This is a genomic window from Nitrobacter sp. JJSN, assembly GCF_051912485.1.
Classification (GTDB): Bacteria; Pseudomonadota; Alphaproteobacteria; order Rhizobiales; family Xanthobacteraceae; genus Nitrobacter.
On the sequence record NZ_CP196822.1, the window covers coordinates 1,887,716 to 1,906,841 of the forward strand.

The 19,126-nt window shown below is 59.8% G+C and carries 16 protein-coding genes and 2 tRNA genes; 6 read left to right on the forward strand and 12 right to left on the reverse strand.

Annotated elements, in window-relative coordinates; all coding sequences use genetic code 11:
- Positions 1-57 precede the first annotated feature (57 nt).
- Together pepT and ACSZOQ_RS09390 are read left to right on the forward strand one after the other, a co-directional pair.
- Entirely contained in the window at positions 58-1,311 is a 1,254-nt protein-coding gene (gene pepT, locus ACSZOQ_RS09385) for a peptidase T (RefSeq protein ID WP_439925736.1), read from the forward strand.
- 133 nt (positions 1,312-1,444) lie between these two features.
- Positions 1,445-1,762 (forward strand): hypothetical protein, encoded by a 318-nt coding sequence (locus tag ACSZOQ_RS09390; RefSeq protein WP_439925737.1) that lies wholly within the window; start codon positions 1,445-1,447, stop codon positions 1,760-1,762.
- Positions 1,763-1,791: 29 nt separating this feature from the next.
- Here the strand turns inward: ACSZOQ_RS09390 and ACSZOQ_RS09395 are convergent, their stop codons facing one another.
- From ACSZOQ_RS09395 to ACSZOQ_RS09425, 7 genes are all read right to left on the reverse strand, one after another.
- Positions 1,792-2,673: a class I SAM-dependent methyltransferase gene (locus tag ACSZOQ_RS09395; RefSeq protein WP_439925738.1), complete on the reverse strand. Its 882-nt coding sequence runs from the start codon at positions 2,671-2,673 to the stop codon at positions 1,792-1,794.
- Positions 2,674-2,703: 30 nt separating this feature from the next.
- Positions 2,704-2,780, reverse strand: a tRNA-Val gene (locus ACSZOQ_RS09400).
- A 220-nt stretch (positions 2,781-3,000) separates the two neighbouring features.
- Entirely contained in the window at positions 3,001-5,427 is a 2,427-nt protein-coding gene (gene lon, locus ACSZOQ_RS09405; protein WP_439925739.1) for an endopeptidase La, read from the reverse strand.
- A gap of 301 nt (positions 5,428-5,728) precedes the next feature.
- Positions 5,729-7,003: an ATP-dependent Clp protease ATP-binding subunit ClpX gene (gene clpX, locus ACSZOQ_RS09410; protein ID WP_439925740.1), complete on the reverse strand. Its 1,275-nt coding sequence runs from the start codon at positions 7,001-7,003 to the stop codon at positions 5,729-5,731.
- Between the two features lie 477 nt (positions 7,004-7,480).
- A complete protein-coding gene (locus ACSZOQ_RS09415) occupies positions 7,481-8,116 on the reverse strand; it encodes an ATP-dependent Clp protease proteolytic subunit (RefSeq protein WP_439925741.1) in 636 nt (211 codons plus the stop codon).
- A 288-nt stretch (positions 8,117-8,404) separates the two neighbouring features.
- Positions 8,405-9,766 carry a trigger factor gene (gene tig / locus ACSZOQ_RS09420; RefSeq protein ID WP_439925742.1) on the reverse strand — a complete coding sequence of 454 codons (1,362 nt, stop codon included), beginning with the start codon at positions 9,764-9,766 and terminating at the stop codon, positions 8,405-8,407.
- A gap of 149 nt (positions 9,767-9,915) precedes the next feature.
- Positions 9,916-10,000: transfer RNA gene (locus ACSZOQ_RS09425), tRNA-Leu, on the reverse strand.
- Between the two features lie 246 nt (positions 10,001-10,246).
- Here ACSZOQ_RS09425 and ACSZOQ_RS09430 point away from each other — a divergent pair.
- Positions 10,247-11,581, forward strand: a complete 1,335-nt coding sequence (locus ACSZOQ_RS09430; protein ID WP_439925743.1) for a multicopper oxidase family protein — start codon at positions 10,247-10,249, stop codon at positions 11,579-11,581.
- Positions 11,582-11,687: 106 nt separating this feature from the next.
- On the opposite strand, the gene ACSZOQ_RS09435 is transcribed toward ACSZOQ_RS09430, so the two are convergent.
- Positions 11,688-13,187 carry an NAD(P)H-hydrate dehydratase gene (locus ACSZOQ_RS09435; RefSeq protein WP_439925744.1) on the reverse strand — a complete coding sequence of 500 codons (1,500 nt, stop codon included), beginning with the start codon at positions 13,185-13,187 and terminating at the stop codon, positions 11,688-11,690.
- A gap of 344 nt (positions 13,188-13,531) precedes the next feature.
- Here ACSZOQ_RS09435 and ACSZOQ_RS09440 point away from each other — a divergent pair, with 344 nt between their 5' ends.
- The 3 genes from ACSZOQ_RS09440 (at position 13,532) to ACSZOQ_RS09450 (ending at position 16,764) form a co-directional block, all read left to right on the forward strand.
- On the forward strand, positions 13,532-13,870 hold the full coding sequence (locus ACSZOQ_RS09440; protein ID WP_011510702.1) for a P-II family nitrogen regulator: 339 nt from the start codon (positions 13,532-13,534) through the stop codon (positions 13,868-13,870).
- A 90-nt stretch (positions 13,871-13,960) separates the two neighbouring features.
- Positions 13,961-15,370 (forward strand): type I glutamate--ammonia ligase, encoded by a 1,410-nt coding sequence (gene glnA / locus ACSZOQ_RS09445; RefSeq protein ID WP_439925745.1) that lies wholly within the window; start codon positions 13,961-13,963, stop codon positions 15,368-15,370.
- 221 nt (positions 15,371-15,591) lie between these two features.
- Positions 15,592-16,764, forward strand: coding sequence for an AI-2E family transporter (locus ACSZOQ_RS09450; RefSeq protein WP_439925746.1), 1,173 nt, complete (start codon positions 15,592-15,594; stop codon positions 16,762-16,764).
- Here ACSZOQ_RS09450 and ACSZOQ_RS09455 read toward each other — a convergent pair.
- The 4 genes from ACSZOQ_RS09455 to ACSZOQ_RS09470 all read right to left on the reverse strand — a co-directional run bounded on the left by ACSZOQ_RS09455 (position 16,761) and on the right by ACSZOQ_RS09470 (position 18,973).
- The gene (locus tag ACSZOQ_RS09455; protein ID WP_439925747.1) at positions 16,761-17,057 is read right to left on the reverse strand and encodes an antibiotic biosynthesis monooxygenase family protein; all 297 of its coding nucleotides are present in this window, start codon (positions 17,055-17,057) and stop codon (positions 16,761-16,763) included. The genes ACSZOQ_RS09450 and ACSZOQ_RS09455 overlap by 4 nt on opposite strands.
- 59 nt (positions 17,058-17,116) lie before the next feature.
- Complete coding sequence (locus tag ACSZOQ_RS09460) at positions 17,117-17,338, reverse strand: hypothetical protein (protein WP_439925748.1); 222 nt, start codon at positions 17,336-17,338, stop codon at positions 17,117-17,119.
- A gap of 218 nt (positions 17,339-17,556) precedes the next feature.
- A complete protein-coding gene (gene ldtR, locus ACSZOQ_RS09465) occupies positions 17,557-18,072 on the reverse strand; it encodes a transcriptional regulator LdtR (protein WP_439925996.1) in 516 nt (171 codons plus the stop codon).
- Between the two features lie 436 nt (positions 18,073-18,508).
- Positions 18,509-18,973 carry a DUF6163 family protein gene (locus tag ACSZOQ_RS09470; protein ID WP_439925749.1) on the reverse strand — a complete coding sequence of 155 codons (465 nt, stop codon included), beginning with the start codon at positions 18,971-18,973 and terminating at the stop codon, positions 18,509-18,511.
- Positions 18,974-19,126: the final 153 nt, after the last annotated feature.

Here is a 19,126-nt window from a genome sequence, read left to right on the forward strand (position 1 = left end):
AATGGAAGGTTTTGTTGACCTGATTTTCTGGATATACGGCCCCTGCCCTGAGATGCGATGGCCGCTCCAATGACATTCAAACACACGGTGACAGAGCGCTTTCTGCGCTATGTCACCATCGACACCCAGTCGGACCCGACATCTTCCACGTGTCCATCCACGGAGAAGCAGAAGAATCTCGGTCGCCTGCTGGTGCGTGAGTTGCAAGAGATTGGCGTTTCCGATGCCCATCTCGACCCGCACGGTTATGTGTATGCGACGATTCCGGCGAACAGTTCGAAGCAGGTCCCCGTCATTTGCTTCTGCTCGCATATGGACACGTCACCGGACTGTTCAGGCGCAAACGTCAGGCCGCAGATCGTCCGGGATTATCGCGGCGGCGATATCGGACTCTGCGGCGATCCGTCGCAGGTGATCCGCATCGCTGACAATCCGGCGCTGGCCGATCAGGTCGGCAACGACATCGTCACGTCGGACGGCACCACACTGCTCGGCGCCGACAACAAGGCGGGCGTCGCCGAAATCATGGACGCCGCACAGATTCTGTTTGCCAATCCCCAGATCAAGCATGGCACCATCAAAATCCTGTTCACGCCTGACGAGGAAATTGGGCGCGGCGTCGACAAGGTCGATCTGAAAAAGCTGGGCGCGGACTTCGCCTACACCGTTGACGGCGAGACCGCGGGCCATATCGAGGACGAGACGTTCTCGGCCGATGGCGCCACTCTTTCGATCGAGGGAGTCAGCGCCCATCCCGGCTTCGCCAAGGGCAAGATGGAGCATGCGATCAAGATCGCATCGCGCATTGTGGAACGGCTTCCGAAAGACACTTGCTCGCCCGAGACCACCGACGGCCGCGAGGGATTCCTCCATCCGACCGGCGTCAGCGGCACGCTGGAGCACGCGACGCTCAGCTTTATCGTGCGCGATTTCACCGATGCCGGCCTGAAGGAAAAGGAAGTCCTACTGGAGGGAATTATCCGTGACGTCATGGCGGACTTCCCGCACTCGACGTATCGGCTGGACATCCAGCCGCAATATCGCAACATGAAACAGGTAGTGGATCGTCATCCCGCGATCATCGACAACGCCATGGAAGCGGTCCGCCGCGCCGGTCTCAAACCGATCAAAGGCAGCATTCGCGGTGGCACCGACGGCTCGCGGTTATCATTCGTGGGGCTGCCCTGCCCGAACATCTTCGCTGGCGAGCACGCCTTCCACTCACGCACCGAATGGGTCAGCGTCCAGGACATGGAAGCCGCGGTCCGGACCATCGTGCATCTCGCAGCGATCTGGGAAGAACGCGCCTGAAGGCTCTGATATCGCGGGCGAAGGATGACGGTTCAGAAGCCGCGTGTTGCGGTGCGCGCGGAACCCGTGCGGCATCGTTAATCTTTCCTAAACGCCAGGAGATATGATCCTCGAATCAACGGGGATTCCAAAAATGCTACGCACTATCTTGCTTGCGCTCATCGGGCTCACCGCGATGGGAGCGACAGGGTCAGCCGCCGACCTTCCGGTGCACAGCCGCATCGGCAAAATCTTCGCGGAACCGGCGCCGCCGCCAGCCCGTGTCGTGGTCGAAGCGGATTACCCCGAGAGCGCGCTCTACCGTTTTCGGTTTCCGCCTCCGGTGCCCGGCTATTACGGAAGGCCGAACGATTTCTACTATCGTCCCTATTATGAAGATCGATCGGCGATCTCGTATTATTTCGACCGATTACCGTACGCTTGCGGGTTCTACGGCTACTGCCAGGACTAGCTAGAGCATGTTCCGATCATGCTGGATCGTTAAGGCATGTCCATTGCTAAAGCCGCCGAGTTGCGCGCGGTCACGGCCCAGATTGATGCAGGAAGCACGACCGCCTGCCCTTTAGCGAACGGCGCAAGCGCCTCATGGATAGACCTCCTCACGGCAGCAACGATATCGGCCGGCTGTCCCTCAAGTGCACGACTGGTCGGGCCGAGCTGAAGCGCTGACTCGACCGCGGCGTCGAGCCCATTGCCGATCGCGACATCCAATGTGAGGTCGCAGGCCTCCATTGCTACGTCGGAAAAGCCGGCCTTGCCGAGGATGCGATGAACGCGCGCTTCGGACGCGAACGAGAACGGGCCAGGATCTTCCGGCCCAACTTCGGGCAGCTTGGGGACATGATTGTAAGCAGCCTGGAGTGGCGTCATCAGCCAGGGATTGGCGCGAGGTTCGCGCCAGCATACGAAGGTCAGCCGGCCACCCGGCCGCAATGCTTTCCTGAGATTGGCGAATGATGCGGTCGGCTCGGCAAAGAACATCACGCCAAACCGGGAGACAATCAGATCGTACCACCCCGGCTTGAACGGATACACACTGGCATCAGCGAGCCGGAATTCCGCTCGAGCACCTTGCGGCGTGACTTGCCTGGCGCGTTGCAGCATCGGCGCCGAGATATCGGCGCCGAGAACGCGGCCGGCAGCGCCGACCTTCTCGGCAAATGCCCGCGTGGTGGCGCCGCAGCCGCAACCGACATCGATGACACGCTCGCCAGGCACGGCTCTGGCGCGATCAAGCAAGATGGCGGACACCGGCTCCAGCATTTCATCCTGAGCCTGCTGCCGGTCGACCCAGCGCTGACCGGCGGGTCCATTCCAGTAAGCGATCTGGTCCGCGTTCCGCGTCTGGGGAACTTCCGCCATCGCCGCTCCCGCGGAAATCTGAAATCACAATGGTAGGCGGCGAGAGATTCGAACTCCCGACCCTCTCGGTGTAAACGAGATGCTCTAACCAGCTGAGCTAGCCGCCCTCGCGTCCTGTTTAGCGCTGACGCATCCCCACACGCAAGCCGCCGGTCGCAAGTTGCAAGCTCGATCCATCAGATACGCCTTGCGGGCCGATCCTGGCGCAAAGGCACGCAAGCCGCGGGTGCGTTGTCCCTCGACATCCATGGGATCGGGCAGACACAACCGCGCCATAACGCAAACGGCGCCCCGAAGGGCGCCGTTTCGTCAATTATGTTGTGACGCTCAGTGCGCGGTCAGACCGCCGGCCGCCTCATCAGTTGCATCGGGATTGACCGGAAGCTTGGGATCCTCCTCCCAGACAATCGGCTTCGGCTGCCGCACCAACGCCCTGGCGATCACCTCGTCCATCCGGGCGACCGGAATGATCTCCAGCCCACCCTTGATGGCATCGGAGATCTCCGTCAGGTCCTTGGCATTGTCGTCGGGAATCAGCACCGTCTTGATGCCGCCCCGCGCCGCAGCCAACAGCTTCTCCTTGAGGCCGCCGATCGGCAACACCCTGCCGCGCAGCGTGATCTCGCCCGTCATCGCGATGTCGTGCCGGATCGGGATTCCAGTCAACACCGATACGATCGTCGTCGCCATCGCCACGCCGGCCGAAGGACCATCCTTCGGAGTAGCTCCCTCGGGAACATGGACGTGGATGTCGCGCCGCTCGAACAGCGGCGGCTCGATCCCGAAGGTGATCGCGCGCGAGCGGACGTAGGACGCCGCCGCCGAGATCGATTCCTTCATCACGTCGCGCAGGTTGCCGGTGACCGTCATGCGCCCCTTGCCGGGCATCATCACGCTTTCGATCGTCAGCAACTCACCACCGACGTCGGTCCACGCCAGACCCGTCACGACGCCGACCTGATCATCGGTTTCGATCTCGCCGTAGCGATATTTCGGCACCCCGAGAAACTCTTCGACCGCCTTCTCGGTGACCTTGACCGACTTCTTTTTCGACAGCATCAGCTCCTTCACCGCCTTGCGGGCAAGTGTGGAGAGCTCACGCTGCAGGTTTCGCACGCCCGCTTCGCGGGTGTAGCGACGGATGATGAGCAGAAGCGAGTCGTCATCGATCGACCACTCCTTCGAATCCAGGCCGTGCTTGGTGAGCGCGTTCGGAATGAGATGCTTGCGAGCGATCTCAACCTTCTCGTTCTCGGTGTAGCCGGCGATCCTGATGATCTCCATGCGGTCCATCAAGGGTCCGGGAATATTCAGCGTATTCGCGGTCGTGAGGAACATCACGTTGGACAGATCGTAATCGACCTCCAGATAGTGGTCGTTGAAAGTCGAATTCTGCTCGGGATCGAGAACCTCAAGCAGCGCCGACGACGGATCGCCGCGGAAATCGGCGCCCATCTTGTCGATCTCGTCCAGCAGAAACAGCGGATTCGAGGTCTTGGCCTTGCGCATCGACTGGATGATCTTGCCGGGCATCGAGCCGATATAGGTCCGACGGTGACCACGGATCTCCGCCTCGTCGCGTACGCCGCCAAGCGACACGCGCACGAATTCACGTCCGGTCGCCCTCGCGATCGACTTGCCGAGCGAGGTCTTGCCGACGCCGGGCGGGCCGACGAGGCACAGGATCGGTCCGGTCAGCTTGTTGGCGCGTGACTGCACCGCGAGATACTCGACGATACGGTCCTTGACCTTCTCAAGGCCGTAGTGGTCGGCGTCCAGCACTTCCTGCGCGGCGTTAAGGTCCTTCTTGACCTTGGACTTCTTGCCCCACGGAATCGATAGCAGCCAATCGAGATAGTTGCGCACCACGGTGGCTTCTGCCGACATCGGAGACATCTGTCGCAGCTTCTTCAATTCGTGCTGGGCCTTCTCGCGAGCTTCCTTCGAGAGCTTGGTCTTGGCGATCTTCTCTTCCAGATCGGCGAGCTCGTCGCGACCCTCGTCGTCGCCGAGTTCCTTCTGGATCGCCTTCATCTGCTCGTTGAGATAGTACTCGCGCTGGGTCTTCTCCATCTGGCGCTTGACGCGCGAGCGGATGCGCTTCTCGACCTGCAAGACCGAGATTTCGCTCTCCATCAGACCGAGCACCTTTTCCAGACGCGCCGTCACCGACAACGTCTCAAGGATGCCCTGACGATCCGCGATCTTAGCGGCGAGGTGCGAAGCCACGGTATCGCCGAGCTTGGCGAAATCGGTGATCGCCTGCACGACACCCACGACCTCGGGCGAGATTTTTTTGTTCAGCTTCACATAGCTTTCGAAATCCGACACGACGGAACGCGACAGCGCCTCAGCTTCGACGCTGCTGGTGTCCGTATCGGCCAGCGCGACAGCGGTCGCTTCATAATACTCGGAGCGGTCGGAATATGTCTCCACGCGCGCGCGCTCAAGGCCTTCCACCAGCACCTTCACCGTGCCGTCGGGAAGCTTCAGCAGTTGCAGCACGCTGGCGAGCGTTCCGATCTTGTAGATCGAATCCGGCGTAGGATCATCCTCCGACGCGTTCTTCTGCGTCGCCAGCATGATCAACGCATCGTTCTTCATGACCTCTTCGAGCGCCTTGATCGATTTCTCGCGGCCGACGAACAGCGGCACGATCATGTGCGGGAAAACGACGATGTCGCGAAGCGGAAGCACCGGGTAGGTATTGGTTTCGCCGTGAACGATAGCTGGCCGGGGTTTTGAGGCGGTCATAGCCTTGTTCCTTTTGTTGCGCCCCCTTGTACGCAGCCGCAGATCGTGCGCAACCGCCACAAGGTGCCGAGTTTACCGGAGAAGGAGGGGCTTTGCGAACCGATGCCTCACCTGCCCTGGAAACGGCGAACGCACCTGCGCCGCCGACAGCATTAGGTGGCCATCGACCGCCAGTGTGTCAAGTGAAGGAAAGCAGCGGCTTCCAAGGACTACAGGATCGGCTCTGGTATAGCCCATGGCCGCCGCGCGGGACTACCGGCGGCGACGCCTTGCCTCGACAGACGACGCCAAAACGCCCCGATCAGGCGCTGGCGCTGGTTTCGCTCGCGCGATCCGAGCGGTCCGCGTAAATGTACAGCGGTCTCGCAGTTCCCTCAACCACTTCGCGCGAGATTACGACCTCCTCGACCCCTTCCAGACCCGGAAGGTCGAACATGGTCTCGAGCAGGATGCTTTCGAGAATAGAACGCAACCCGCGCGCGCCGGTCTTGCGTTCGATCGCCCTGCGTGCGACCGCGCCGAGCGCCTCGTCGGCAAACGTCAGTTCGATATTCTCCATCTCGAACAGTCGCTGATACTGTTTCACCAGCGCGTTCTTCGGGTCGGTCAGGATCTTCTTCAGCGATGCTTCGTCAAGGTCCTCGAGCGTGGCGACGACAGGCAGACGGCCGACGAATTCCGGGATCAGGCCGTACTTCAACAAATCCTCCGGCTCGACATGCCTGAAGATTTCACCGGTGCGACGATCTTCCGGTGCAAGGACCTGCGCAGCGAAACCGATCGACGTGGTCCGTCCGCGCGCCGAGATGATCTTCTCGAGGCCGGAGAACGCGCCGCCGCAGATGAACAGGATGTTGGTCGTATCGACTTGCAGGAATTCCTGCTGCGGGTGCTTGCGCCCTCCCTGCGGCGGAACCGAAGCGACCGTGCCTTCCATGATCTTCAACAACGCCTGTTGCACGCCCTCGCCCGATACGTCACGCGTGATCGAGGGATTGTCGGACTTGCGCGAAATCTTGTCGATCTCGTCGATATAGACGATACCGCGCTGCGCGCGCTCGACATTGTAGTCGGCGGACTGCAACAACTTCAGGATGATGTTCTCGACGTCCTCACCGACATAGCCGGCTTCGGTCAGAGTCGTCGCATCCGCCATCGTAAACGGCACATCGAGGATACGCGCCAGCGTTTGCGCAAGCAGCGTCTTACCGGAACCGGTCGGACCGATCAGCAGGATGTTCGACTTCGCGAGTTCGACGTCGTTGTGCTTGGTCTGATGATTGAGCCGCTTGTAATGATTGTGGACCGCGACCGAGAGCACCTTCTTGGCATGATTTTGCCCGATGACGTAGTCGTCCAGAACCTTGCAGATTTCCTTCGGAGTCGGAATGCCGTCGCGCGACTTCACCAGCGAGGACTTGTTCTCCTCGCGAATGATATCCATGCAGAGTTCGACACATTCGTCACAGATAAATACGGTAGGCCCCGCAATCAGCTTGCGCACTTCGTGCTGGCTCTTGCCGCAAAATGAGCAATACAGCGTGTTCTTGGAGTCGCCCGTACCGACCTTACTCATTCCTGTCTCCGTCCGCCGTTCAGTCTCGCCTGTTCGCCTGCTCGCCCGCTCCGTTCCGGCACATCCGGGGAAGCGAGGTTACATATGAGCAAAGTCCGTACCAGGAAAGACCCTCCGCTCTCGATCCCGCGCGAATCGCGGTTAATTCGATTCTCCTGCGCATACTTGGCTAACTGAACTCAGCTAGCGAACCATGGTGCCCGCCGACTATCAAGAATTCGCTAATCGGCCAGCCTCCGCACCGTGACAATAGCGCTATTTGGCTCCATAACGCGACTCTCTTTGGCCAAATTCAGCCCAGCGTTGCGCGATTGTCACGGCAGTCAAGCGGAAACGCCGCGAAAAAGGAACTTTTCAGAAAGTATCGCAGTGCAATCGCCGGTGGTGCCAGATTGGGCCGGGCCAACCGGCCCGTTTCCGCCCATCCCGCCACGGTGCCTGATCCTACGAATCCTTCTTGACCACGAAGCCTTTTTATTACGAAGCCTTGGGGGCCGCTGGCTCTTCGGCGCGCTTGTCGATCACCTTGTCGACGATGCCGAAATCGCGGGCCATCTCGGCGGTGAGGAACTTGTCGCGCTCCAGCGCATCCTCGATCGCCTTGTAGGTCTGTCCCGTGTGCTTGACGTAGATCTCGTTGAGCCGCTTCTTGAGGCTCAGGATTTCCTGGGCATGAAGCATGATGTCCGTCGCCTGCCCCTGGAAACCGCCGGAGGGCTGGTGAACCATGATGCGCGCGTTCGGCAGTGCATGCCGCATATCCTTTTCGCCGGCCGCCAGTAGCAACGACCCCATCGACGCGGCCTGTCCGGTGCACAGTGTGGCGACCGGCGGGCGGATGAACTGCATCGTGTCGTAAATCGCGAGCCCCGACGTCACCACGCCTCCCGGCGAATTGATGTACATCGAGATTTCTTTCTTGGGATTCTCAGCCTCGAGGAACAAGAGCTGCGCGACGACCAGCATCGACATGTTGTCCTCGACCGGCCCGGTCAGGAAGATGATGCGCTCCTTCAGCAGCCGGGAGAAGATGTCGTAAGCCCTCTCGCCACGGTTGGTCTGCTCGACCACCATCGGAACGAGGTTCATGTAGGTTTCCACTGGATCGCGCATTGATCACCCAAAAGTTTGTGTCAGCAGTTAGCGGCAGCGAACATCCGAGGCAAAACGGACAGTCTCCAGTTTTCCTCAAATGAAACGTCCTGTGTCAGGATTCGGCAAGCATGGCCCACAGATATGAGCCAATCGCTCGGGCGACAAGGATGCCGTGCCGACCAAGTCCAGTTCAAGCCGATTCGCAGCGCGTGACCTAATGAGGACGGCGCCGCGACGCCAATTTCAACCGGTATCCTTAATGTCGTGTGCGGGCCAGACCCGATGCCCGATCGACGCGCGACCCCGTCAGACCTCGGCACCGTGCATCTCATGATCCTTGTAGAGATCCTCACGCGTTACGTTCTTTTCCGTGACGTTGGCGAGTTCGAGAATGAAGTCAACCACCTTGTCTTCGAAGATCGGAGCACGAATCTGGGCCATGGCCTGCGGGTTTTTCTGATAGTAGTCCCAAATCTCTTTCTCTCGGCCCGGCATCTGGCGAGCGCGATTGATCAATGCGCGGTTGATTTCGTCATCGGTGACCGAGATCCCGTTCTTTTCACCGATATCGGAGAGCACGAGGCTGAGCCGTACCCGGCGGTCGGCGATTCGGCGGTACTCTTCCCTGGCAGCCTCCTCGGTGGTGTCCTCGTCGGCGAAGGTCTTCTTATTCGTCTCCATCTCCGTCGTGATCGACTTCCACACCTGTTCAAACTCCTCCTCGACCAGCGTCGGCGGCGTTTCGAACTTATGCGTCTCGTCGAGGCGATCGAATAGCGCGCGTTTGACGTGCTGCCTCATCGCGCGGGCAAATTCGGCGGCGAGCCGCTCGCGTACGGCTTTTTTCAACTGATCGAGCGTATCCAGACCGATCGTCTGGGCGAACTGATCGTCAATCTGGATGTCGTCTGGCATCTCAATCATGCTCGCCGTGGTCTCGAACTCGGCCTCCTTTCCGGCAAGTTCGGAGTCCGCATAGTTATTGGGGAACGGCGCCTTGACGATGCGAGTCTCGCCGACGCCAATCCCGACCAACTGCTCTTCGAAGCCCGGAATGAGGGCATTCGATCCGAGCACGACCAAAACGTCCTCGCTGCTACCGCCCTCGAACAGTTCACCGCCGATGGTGCCCTTGAACGTGATGGTCACGCGATCACTATTCTCGGCCTTCGCGCCTTCCGCCCTGGTAGAGTAGCTGCGGTTCTGATCGGCGATCCGCTTGATGCCTTCGTCGACGTCGACGTCGGTTACATCGACCACCGGCTTTTCGATGGCGAAGGTCTTGAAGTCCGCCAGTTCGATCGCCGGCACGACTTCGATCGCCACGCTGTAGTTGAGGTCGGATTTGCCAGCGAGGATATCCTCGATCTCCTTGGCCTCCGACGGCATCGTCACCTTGGGATTACCCGCGAGCTTGAAGCCGTGGTCAGTGACGATTTGCATGTTTGTATCGCGAATCGTGTCCTCAATGGTTTCGACCATCAATGACCGGCCGTAGACCTTCTTGAGGTGGCTAACCGGCACCTTTCCCGGACGAAAGCCGTCGAGCTTCACCTTGTCCTTGAGGTTGACCAGCCGCGCATCCGCCTTGGCCGCGATTTCAGCGGCCGAAAAGCTGATCTGGAACTCGTGCCTCAGTCCCTCGGCGAGGGTTTCGTTCACCTGCATGGCGTCAATCTTCTTCCGCTTGGCCCAGCCGGAACGGCCGGATCATTGTCAATCGGTCGATGCGAGACGAAACGCCTGCATCGGTGTACGGCCGGCATATATCCACTTGGATAGCTGCCTGAAATCGTTTGCTCAAACGCTTTGGCGCTTGGTGCGGGCGGAGGGACTCGAACCCCCACAACTTTCGTCACTGGAACCTAAATCCAGCGCGTCTACCAATTCCGCCACGCCCGCTAGGAGCATCAATCCGGCCTGTGATGCCGAGCATGATGCCGAAAATGCGAAGCGGCTTTCGGTAGTACGTCATGCTCCAACGAGTTGAAACCGGCGCGCCAACGGCACCGGGTTTATCTCCCGGCTTCGTCAGCGCTCAATGCGGCGGGCTTATAACATGACGATACCGGTTCGCAGCAAAAAAATGGCCGTTCGGGGCGCTGGGGGCTGCTGGACAGAACCCGGAGAAAGTGATCCGCATCAGCGATGACGCGTTGTCCTGTTCAACTCACCCGGCGGCATCTGCTGGCCGGCATCGGGGCCGCCGCCGTGGGTCCGGCGGCCGCGATTCGCGCGCAACCGCAAAACCCGCAGACACTTGCCTTGGATGCGACGCCTGCTCCCCTTCTGCTTGGGCCGGATCGAGGCGAAACCGCGGTCTGGTCGTTGCGGACCGGTGGCTCATCGAAGACCCCGCGTTTCCGCCAGGACGCGACGATCGATCTGACACTGCATAACGGCCTTCCAGCACCGCTGGTCCTGAACTGGCACGGGATTGATGGCGTGCCTTCCATCGAACCGTTGACCGCTCGACGGCCGGCCTCGCCGGGTGAAACCGATCGCTATTCGCTCCCGTTGCGGCAGGCCGGTACCTTTCTGTGCGATGGCCGCCTCCTCGGAGACGGTCTGGCGCAGTCCTCGCCCGCTCAGGCCCTGATCGTCGAAGAACGGACGCCGGTCGAGGTCGAGCGCGACGAGGTCATGCTGATCGAGGACTGGCGGCTCGACGTCGAAGGGCTTCCGATTGCTCCCGGTGCGAGCGGGAAAAAGGTTGGAGCGCCGCTCTATCTGGTAAACGGCAAGCCCTCGCTCGACCTCACCCTGCGGACCAACGAGCGACTCAGACTTAGGTTCATTAACGCCTGTCAGCGCAATGCAATCGCTCTTGGAATCCAAAATCTGGATGTTCGAGTGCTTGCGATCGACAGCCAGCCGGCAGAGCCATTTCTGGCGCGCAACGGGCGATTGGTACTGGCCCCGGGGAGTCGGATCGACGCCGTTATCGATGCGACTATCCCCGCAGGAACGACATCAACAATTACCCTGCATGACGGCGGCAGTCCGCGAGAAATCGTTCAATTGCACGTCTCCGCCGACAAACCCCTTCGGCCCGCACCTTTGCCGACACCCGCTCCGTTGCCGTCGGAGAACCTGCCGACGCGGCTCGATCTCAAGACCGCGCTGCGAGTCGATATGCCGCTGGCCTCCTCCGTAGGGACTCCGACTTCGTGGGGACCGCCGCCGCACTTCAGCACGGGTTTGACCCCGGCGTTTCGCGCAAAGCGCGGCCGAACCGTGGTGCTCACGCTGACCAACCCGGCGGCAACTCCCATGGTATTTCATCTGCATGGCCATCACTTTCGTCTGCTCGATCGGCTTGACGACGGGTGGAAGCCGTTCTGGCTGGATACCCTGCTGGTCGATGCCGGGCAAACCCAGCGCGTCGCTTTCGCAGCGGAAGTCGTCGGGCCCTGGCTGGTCGAGACCATGGCCGTCGAATGGAGCGCGCGGCGCCAGGTCCGCTGGTTTGCGGTGGAATAGTCGGTAGCGTTTCGAGCGAAGCATGTCCTCGGGACTGACCCGAGGATGGCTGCAGCTTCACGTGAAGAGAAGGCGTCAAATCAAAATCATCGGAAACGAAAAGGCGCTAGTAATCGATCCCGAACCGATCATAGAGCCGCCGCAACACCGCTGGCAGCACCTCCGGCAAATCCTCCGCGATCAGCCCCGGGCCCGCCTCCTGTCCGGCCTCGCCGTGCATCCAGACGCTGATGCATGCCGCCTCGAAGGCCGGCACGCCCTGCGCCAGCAACCCGCCTATCATGCCGGACAGCACGTCACCTGAACCTGCCGTGGCCAACCATGGCGGCGCATTGGCTGCGATGGTTGCCCGCCCATCGGGCGAAGCCACCACGGTATCCGGTCCCTTGAGCAGCACGATAGCACCCGAACGTCCGGCTGCAGCGCGCACCCGCTCAAGTTTTGAGCGAAGTGGATGTTTGTTGCTCATCTCGCTGAAAAGGCGACGAAACTCTCCCTCGTGCGGAGTCAGGACAATCTCGGTATTCCCAGCACTCTTGATCGCCTCGAACAGCCGATCCGGCGCATCGGCAAAACTCGTCAGCGCGTCAGCGTCGAGCACCAGCGCCGGTTTCGCCGCAAGCGCCGCCAACACGAGCGTGCGGGTATCCTCGCCAATTCCCGCCCCAGGTCCGATCACGCAGGCATTGAGACGCCGGTCCATCAGGATTTCCGCAAACCCGGCCGCACCATTCATGCACCGTACCATCACGGCGGTCAGTGACGCTGCGTTTGCGCCCAGCGCATCATCCGGCGAGAGTACGGTCACAAGCCCAGCGCCAGCCCGCAGCGCGCCGCGCGCCGACAATCGGGCCGCTCCGGTTGAGGTCAGATCGCCGGACACCACGACTGCATGCCCTCGCCCGTATTTGTGCCCGTCGATACGCGGCACCGGAAATACGCGCTGCCAATAGTCCGGGACATTCTCGAAGGTTGCGGGATGAATCTCATGCAGCACCGTATCGGGGATTCCGATGTCGGCAACGCGCACCCGACCACAATAAACCCGGCCCGGCAGCAACAGATGCGCCGGCTTCTTGCGAAAGAACGTCACCGTCTCCGTGGCACGCACCGCAGCGCCCATGATCGCGCCGGTGGTACCGTTGATGCCGCTCGGCAGATCGACGCTGAGCACCGGTGCGCCGTTAGCGTTGATGGCCTCAATCATCGCATGAGGATCGCCCCTGACCGGCCGGTTGAGCCCTACGCCGAATAGCGCGTCGATAATCAACGCGGGCGAGCCGAGCGCGGACAGGTCGCAAGGCAGCAGCGGTCCTTTCCAGCCCTTCGCCGCGAGCGCAGCGTCACCCTTCAAGCTGTCCCGCTCGCACAGCAGGATCACCGAGACATCGTGGCCGCGAGCCGCCAGTTCGGTCGCCGCGACGAATCCATCGCCTCCGTTATTGCCACACCCGGCGACAACCAGGATCGGGCCTTGACCGACGAGGTCGATGGCCGCGTCCGCCACCGCCTGTCCGGCACGCAGCATCAGCGCGAAACCCGACGAGCCCCCCGCAATAGCAAGCCGGTCAGCCTGTTCCATTTCACCGGTCGTCAGAATCTCCATGGCCTCACCGCCCGATCCTGAGAGCTAACCGTCTTACAGACGCGCGACTGCACAGAAAATAAACTTGCTGCCTAATTTGTAATCTGACAGATACTCCGGCACGCTGCCCTGACATGCGACGTCTCGCTTTAATCGACTGATAACATTTGAGAATTGCGTACCCCTGCGAGTTGGCACAAACCCTGCTTCGGGACAACGGTTCGATCTGTGATGTCTGTTGGCAAAAATGAAGCGTGTCCCGCGACTTTTGTCCGTCTGAAAACCAGTGCATGACCGTGCCCAAGATAACAGCGTGAGCGTGCATCGGCCGCTGGCCGGAATTTGGAAGTGCCAGGAGACGTTCAGTGAAAAAAATCGAAGCCATCATCAAACCGTTCAAGCTCGACGAAGTAAAGGAAGCGCTTCAGGAGATCGGATTGCAAGGCATCACCGTGATCGAGGCAAAAGGCTTTGGCCGGCAGAAGGGGCACGCCGAACTCTATCGTGGCGCAGAATACGTTGTGGACTTCCTTCCCAAGGTCAAAATCGAGATCGTGATCGGTGACGATCTGGTCGAAAAAGCCATCGACGCCATCAGGCGCGCGGCCCAGACGGGCCGCATCGGCGACGGCAAGATTTTCGTATCCAATATCGAGGAAGCCATTCGGATTCGGACGGGAGAATCCGGCCTCGACGCCATCTAGACCCTTCGAGAGCGACATTCACATATCAAACCATACCAACGGCCGCTTCGGGCTGCCGATCACGTAGACCAGCAGAGACAAGGGGTATTTATGAAAACCGCCAACGACGTCCTGAAATCAATCAAGGACAACGACGTAAAGTACGTCGACCTGCGTTTCACTGATCCGCGCGGCAAGTGGCAACACGTCACCTTCGACGTCAGCATGATCGACGAAGAGATTTTTACCGAAGGCACGATGTTCGACGGCTCCTCGATCGCGGGGTGGAAAGCGATCAACGAGTCCGACATGATGCTGATGCTCGACCCGACCACGGCCTCGATCGATCCGTTCTTCGCGGAGACGACGATGGTCATCACCTGCGACATCCTGGAGCCCTCCACGGGCGAGCCCTACAACCGCGACCCGCGCGGCATCGCCAAGAAGGCCGAGGCGATGGTGAAGTCGATGGGCGTCGGCGACACCGTGTATGTCGGTCCCGAAGCCGAGTTCTTCGTTTTCGATGACGTGCGTTTCTCGGCCGATCCGTACAACACCGGCTTCAAGCTGGATTCATCCGAACTGCCGACTAATTCGGCAACGGAATATGAAGGCGGCAACCTCGGCCACCGCATTCGCACCAAAGGCGGCTACTTCCCGGTCCCGCCGCAGGACTCGGTGCAGGACATGCGCTCCGAAATGCTGGGCGCCATGGCCAAGATGGGGGTCAAGGTCGAAAAGCATCATCACGAGGTGGCGTCAGCCCAGCACGAACTCGGCATGAAGTTCGACACGCTGACCCACATGGCCGACCAGATGCAGGTCTACAAGTATTGCATCCACCAGGTGGCGCATATCTACGGCAAGACCGCCACGTTCATGCCGAAGCCGATCTTCGGCGACAACGGCTCTGGCATGCACGTGCACCAGTCGATCTGGAAGGACGGCAAGCCAACCTTCGCCGGCAACAAGTACGCCGACCTTTCGGAAACCTGCCTGCACTACATCGGCGGCATCATCAAGCACGCCAAGGCGATCAACGCCTTCACCAACCCGTCGACCAACTCGTACAAGCGTCTGGTCCCGGGCTACGAGGCGCCAGTTCTCCTCGCCTACTCGGCGCGCAACCGCTCGGCATCGTGCCGCATTCCCTACACAACCTCGCCGAAGGCCAAGCGCGTGGAAGTTCGCTTCCCCGACCCGATGGCCAATCCGTATCTCGCCTTCGCTGCGATGCTGATGGCGGGCCTCGACGGCATCAAGAACAAGATCGATCCGGGTCCGGCCATGGATAAGGACCTCTACGATCTGCCGAAGGAAGAGCTGAAGCAGATTCCGACGGTCTGCGGCTCATTGCGCGAGGCGCTGGAAAACCTCGACAAGGACCGCGCCTTCCTGAAAAACGGCGGCGTGTTCGACGACGACTTCATCGATGCCTATATCGAGCTGAAGATGACCGACGTGATGCGCTTCGAAATGACGCCACACCCGGTCGAGTTCGATATGTACTATTCGTACTGATAGGTTCTCGGTCTCAAAACAAAAATAAGGCGCTCCTGACGGAGCGCCTTATTCTTTCACGCCACGCCTCGTTTCCGATCTCCGGCTGCTAGCGGCACGATCGACACGGCCGGCTTCAGGCGACGGCTCGCCCGATGCCCGATCGGAACGAGCACAGCCGGTGGCGCTTGATTCTGGACGGCGTTTAACGGAACACTGCGGGCTCAGAACCGGAGGCGACCGTGACCAACTTCACCACAGGCAAAGAGCAAACCCGCACGGACCTCGCATGGGCGATTGCGACCGGCGGGATCGGCATCGTCCTGTTCGCGGCCCTGCTGTTATTCGCCTGGGGATTTGCAGCGACGCTTTTCCTGATCTTTGCCGGTGTGCTGCTCGGCGTCGCTCTTAACGCCATCACAAGCCTGCTCGGCCGCGTCGTTCCCCTGCCTCATGCATTGCGATTGACGATCGTCTGCCTGGCGCTCGCGGCGGTGTTGTCAGGCTTCATGGTTCTCGGGGGAACGACCATTGCTCAGCAAACCGCCGTGCTGAGCAATACGATCAAGTCACAGCTCGTGACCGTCAAATCCTTCCTCGAGAAAAATGGTGTCGACACCAGCTACTTCAATCTGAGCGGCCTCAATTCGTCGTCCGACCCCTCGAAAACTTCCGAAGCCTCGAAAGCTTCCGGAACCGCGAAAACGGAGGAGACGCCCTCAGCAAATGTTCAGCACAACTTGCCGAGCGCCGGCACGCTGGCCTCGAGCGGTACCGCAATTTTCAGTCAGACCCTGAAGCTCGTCCTCGGTACCGTCAGCGCCGTCGGTAATTTCTTCATTGTGCTGTTCCTCGGCCTTTGCTTTGCCGCTCAGCCAAGCGTCTATCGTAAAGGCTTGCTCAGCCTCACACCGGTGAAACACCGAGGGACTGTGGCGATCCTGGTCGACAGGATTGGCGATACACTGGAGCGCTGGCTGATCGCCCAGATGGTCACCATGGCCGCCGTGTTTCTGGTGACCTGGATCGGCCTTGAGATCATCGGCATCCAGAGTTCCTTCATTCTCGGCATTCAGGCTGGTTTGCTTGCTTTCATTCCGACCATCGGCGCCCTGCTCGGTGGGTTGATCGTGGTGCTGGCGAGTCTGGCGTCGGGGTGGGTGGCAGGCGCGAGCGCATTCGTGCTGTTTCTCGGCGTCCATGCACTGGAGAGCTACATCCTTACGCCCATTATCCAGCGTCAAGCGCTCGACATTCCGCCCGCAACGCTGTTCGCGTTCCAGATCCTGCTCGGCGTCGTCTTCGGCGTCTGGGGGTTGGCGCTTGCCCTGCCCCTCATGGCGATCAGCAAGGTCGTCATCGACTTCCTGCGCGCGGATGGCGAACAAAAATCCGTCAAAGCCGCCGCAAGCTAAAAGGTAACAACCGCATTGGTGTGCTCGACCTCGGGGGGCGAAGCGAAGTGCGGTCCGACCAGCGCGCGCCATTCGGTGAAATTTACGGATTCGCGAAAATCCACGAGATGGTTTTCAAGCGTTTCCCACTCGATCAGCAGCCGGTAGCGTGACGGTTTCTCGATAGACCGGTGCAGTTCGAAACTTTTCCAGCCCTTGCAACGCTTGAAAATCGTCTCCGCCTGCGCGATCGCAATCTCGAAATCCTTTTCGCTGCCCGGCTTGATCTCGATTTGCGCGATTTCGGTAATCATGTGAGGAGACCTTTCGTGTGCCTCCCCGTCTGTATCGCAATCAACCGCAACCGTGAAGTTCAGGAATTGACCTGAAACCGCGTGATCGCCTTGTTGGCTAGCTTGATGCGATTATGTTCGCCGGCGTAATACAGCCCGACAATAATCTCTAGCAACCGATCATCGGTCTCGATGCTATCGCTCCTCAAAACGCCGGCTCGTCGCAGGTAATTCACTGCGATGGCATAGGCCTCGCCCACAGCGTTAAAATTCATCACTTGCAAATCGCGTTCGATCAGCATGATCGATCCATCCGGTTCTGAGCTGCGATTTCTCAGTTGCGGATCAACAACCTCGGAAACCGGCAAAGGTTCCTGGGCCGACCACGAACAACAAAACACACCGGCGCCGGACGAGCCGGGCCGATGCGTTCAGGATACGGGGAATGTCGGTTTCTTAAGAGATCCGGAGAACGAGCGGTCGATCTTGCAGCCGACTTCGCCCTGTTCCCGGGGGAAACTCAGAGCCGATACAGAATCTGGTCGGTCCAGAAGCGCTCGAGGCGATGCAGCGACTTGTTCAGCGTCGCGAACTCCTCGTTCGAAATGCCGCCGACCTGTTCGACGGTCTTGACGTGCTTCTGGTAGAGCGCGTCGACGATCTTGCGGATTTCCTGACCCTGCGTGGTCAGGCGGATGCGCACCGAGCGGCGATCAACGCGCGAGCGCTGATGATCGAGGAAGCCCAACTCGACGAGCTTCTTCAAATTGTAGGAAACGTTGGAGCCGAGATAGTAGCCGCGGGTCCGCAATTCGCCGGCGGTCAATTCCTTGTCGCCGATGTTGTAGAGCAGAAGCGCCTGCACCGAATTGATGTCGGCGCGACCGCGACGATCGAATTCATCCTTGATGACATCGAGCAGGCGGCGATGCAGCCGCTCGACCAAGGTCAACGCTTCGAGATAGAGCGACTGCACCGGTGCATCGCCGGCAACCTGTTCCGCGGGCTCGTGAGCCTTCGCAACGGCTTTCATGATGACTTCCCCTGTTGTCGTTTTTACCGACTTATTCGACGAAACTTGTGTTCCGCCTGATAGCTGGACCTTAGGGGAGGCGTTTGAAGATCAGCTTAAATAAGACAATAAAGACATCATGAATTTAAGAGAGTGAATTGCTGATTAAGCCCTTCAGATCAGGGCTTTCCGCAACCTTTCCTTGACGCTGCAGCTCCGCTGTTCACGCTTCGTCTGCCGTAACTGTCGCATTCAGGAACAGCACCGTTCAAATTCGAAACATCCTGTCAACACCGATGACCAGGCCGTTAGGGTGACCGAATTCTTACCGGGAAAAACTCTCAGAAAGTTTGACGCAAGTCGTCAATTCCGATCCTGCGTGCCGTCATCCATTCGGATAAGTCGCCTCCGCCCCTTCCAAACGCGGGACCTTTTTGCTGAGGTTCGCGCATTCGAATGTCTATGGCGGCCGTTCGCGCGCCGCCATCCAGGCCAACGCCAGATAGGCCACGAGCATGGCCGTTTCGATTCCGACAACAGCGAGATTGCCGCCATAGATTGCTGGAAACATCAGTTCGACCACAGCCATCGAGACGACGGTCGTGAGCCACACGACAGCGCCCCATGGCGTTGCGAGCCAGAGACCCACAGCGGCCACCAGTTCGATCACGGCGAAGTAGATCGTCGCCGCCTGCCAGGCCACGGTCTGATTTTCAAAGGCATTGTCTTCACCACCGATGAAACCGGTCACCTGAGCCCAATGATAGAGCCCAGCGGCGAGCGACAGCACCGCCATGATGCGCAGGAACAGCACCAGTCGTCGGGTCCAGAGATTTTCATCCGCTTCCGTCCGCGCTGACGAAATTCCAGCCACCGACATGGCATTATCCCGCTGGACCTGCTCGCGCGATGAGGTTTCAGACATCAGGGTGCTCGCAACCGGGAACGATAACCATACAAAGTCGATTCATGACTTTTTGGAACCATAAAATCAATTGCATTGCGCCGGGGGGCATGAGCGCGGTGACGAAGCCGGTTCCTGGTGCTAGAATTGAAACAAAATCAAAACGGTTTTTGG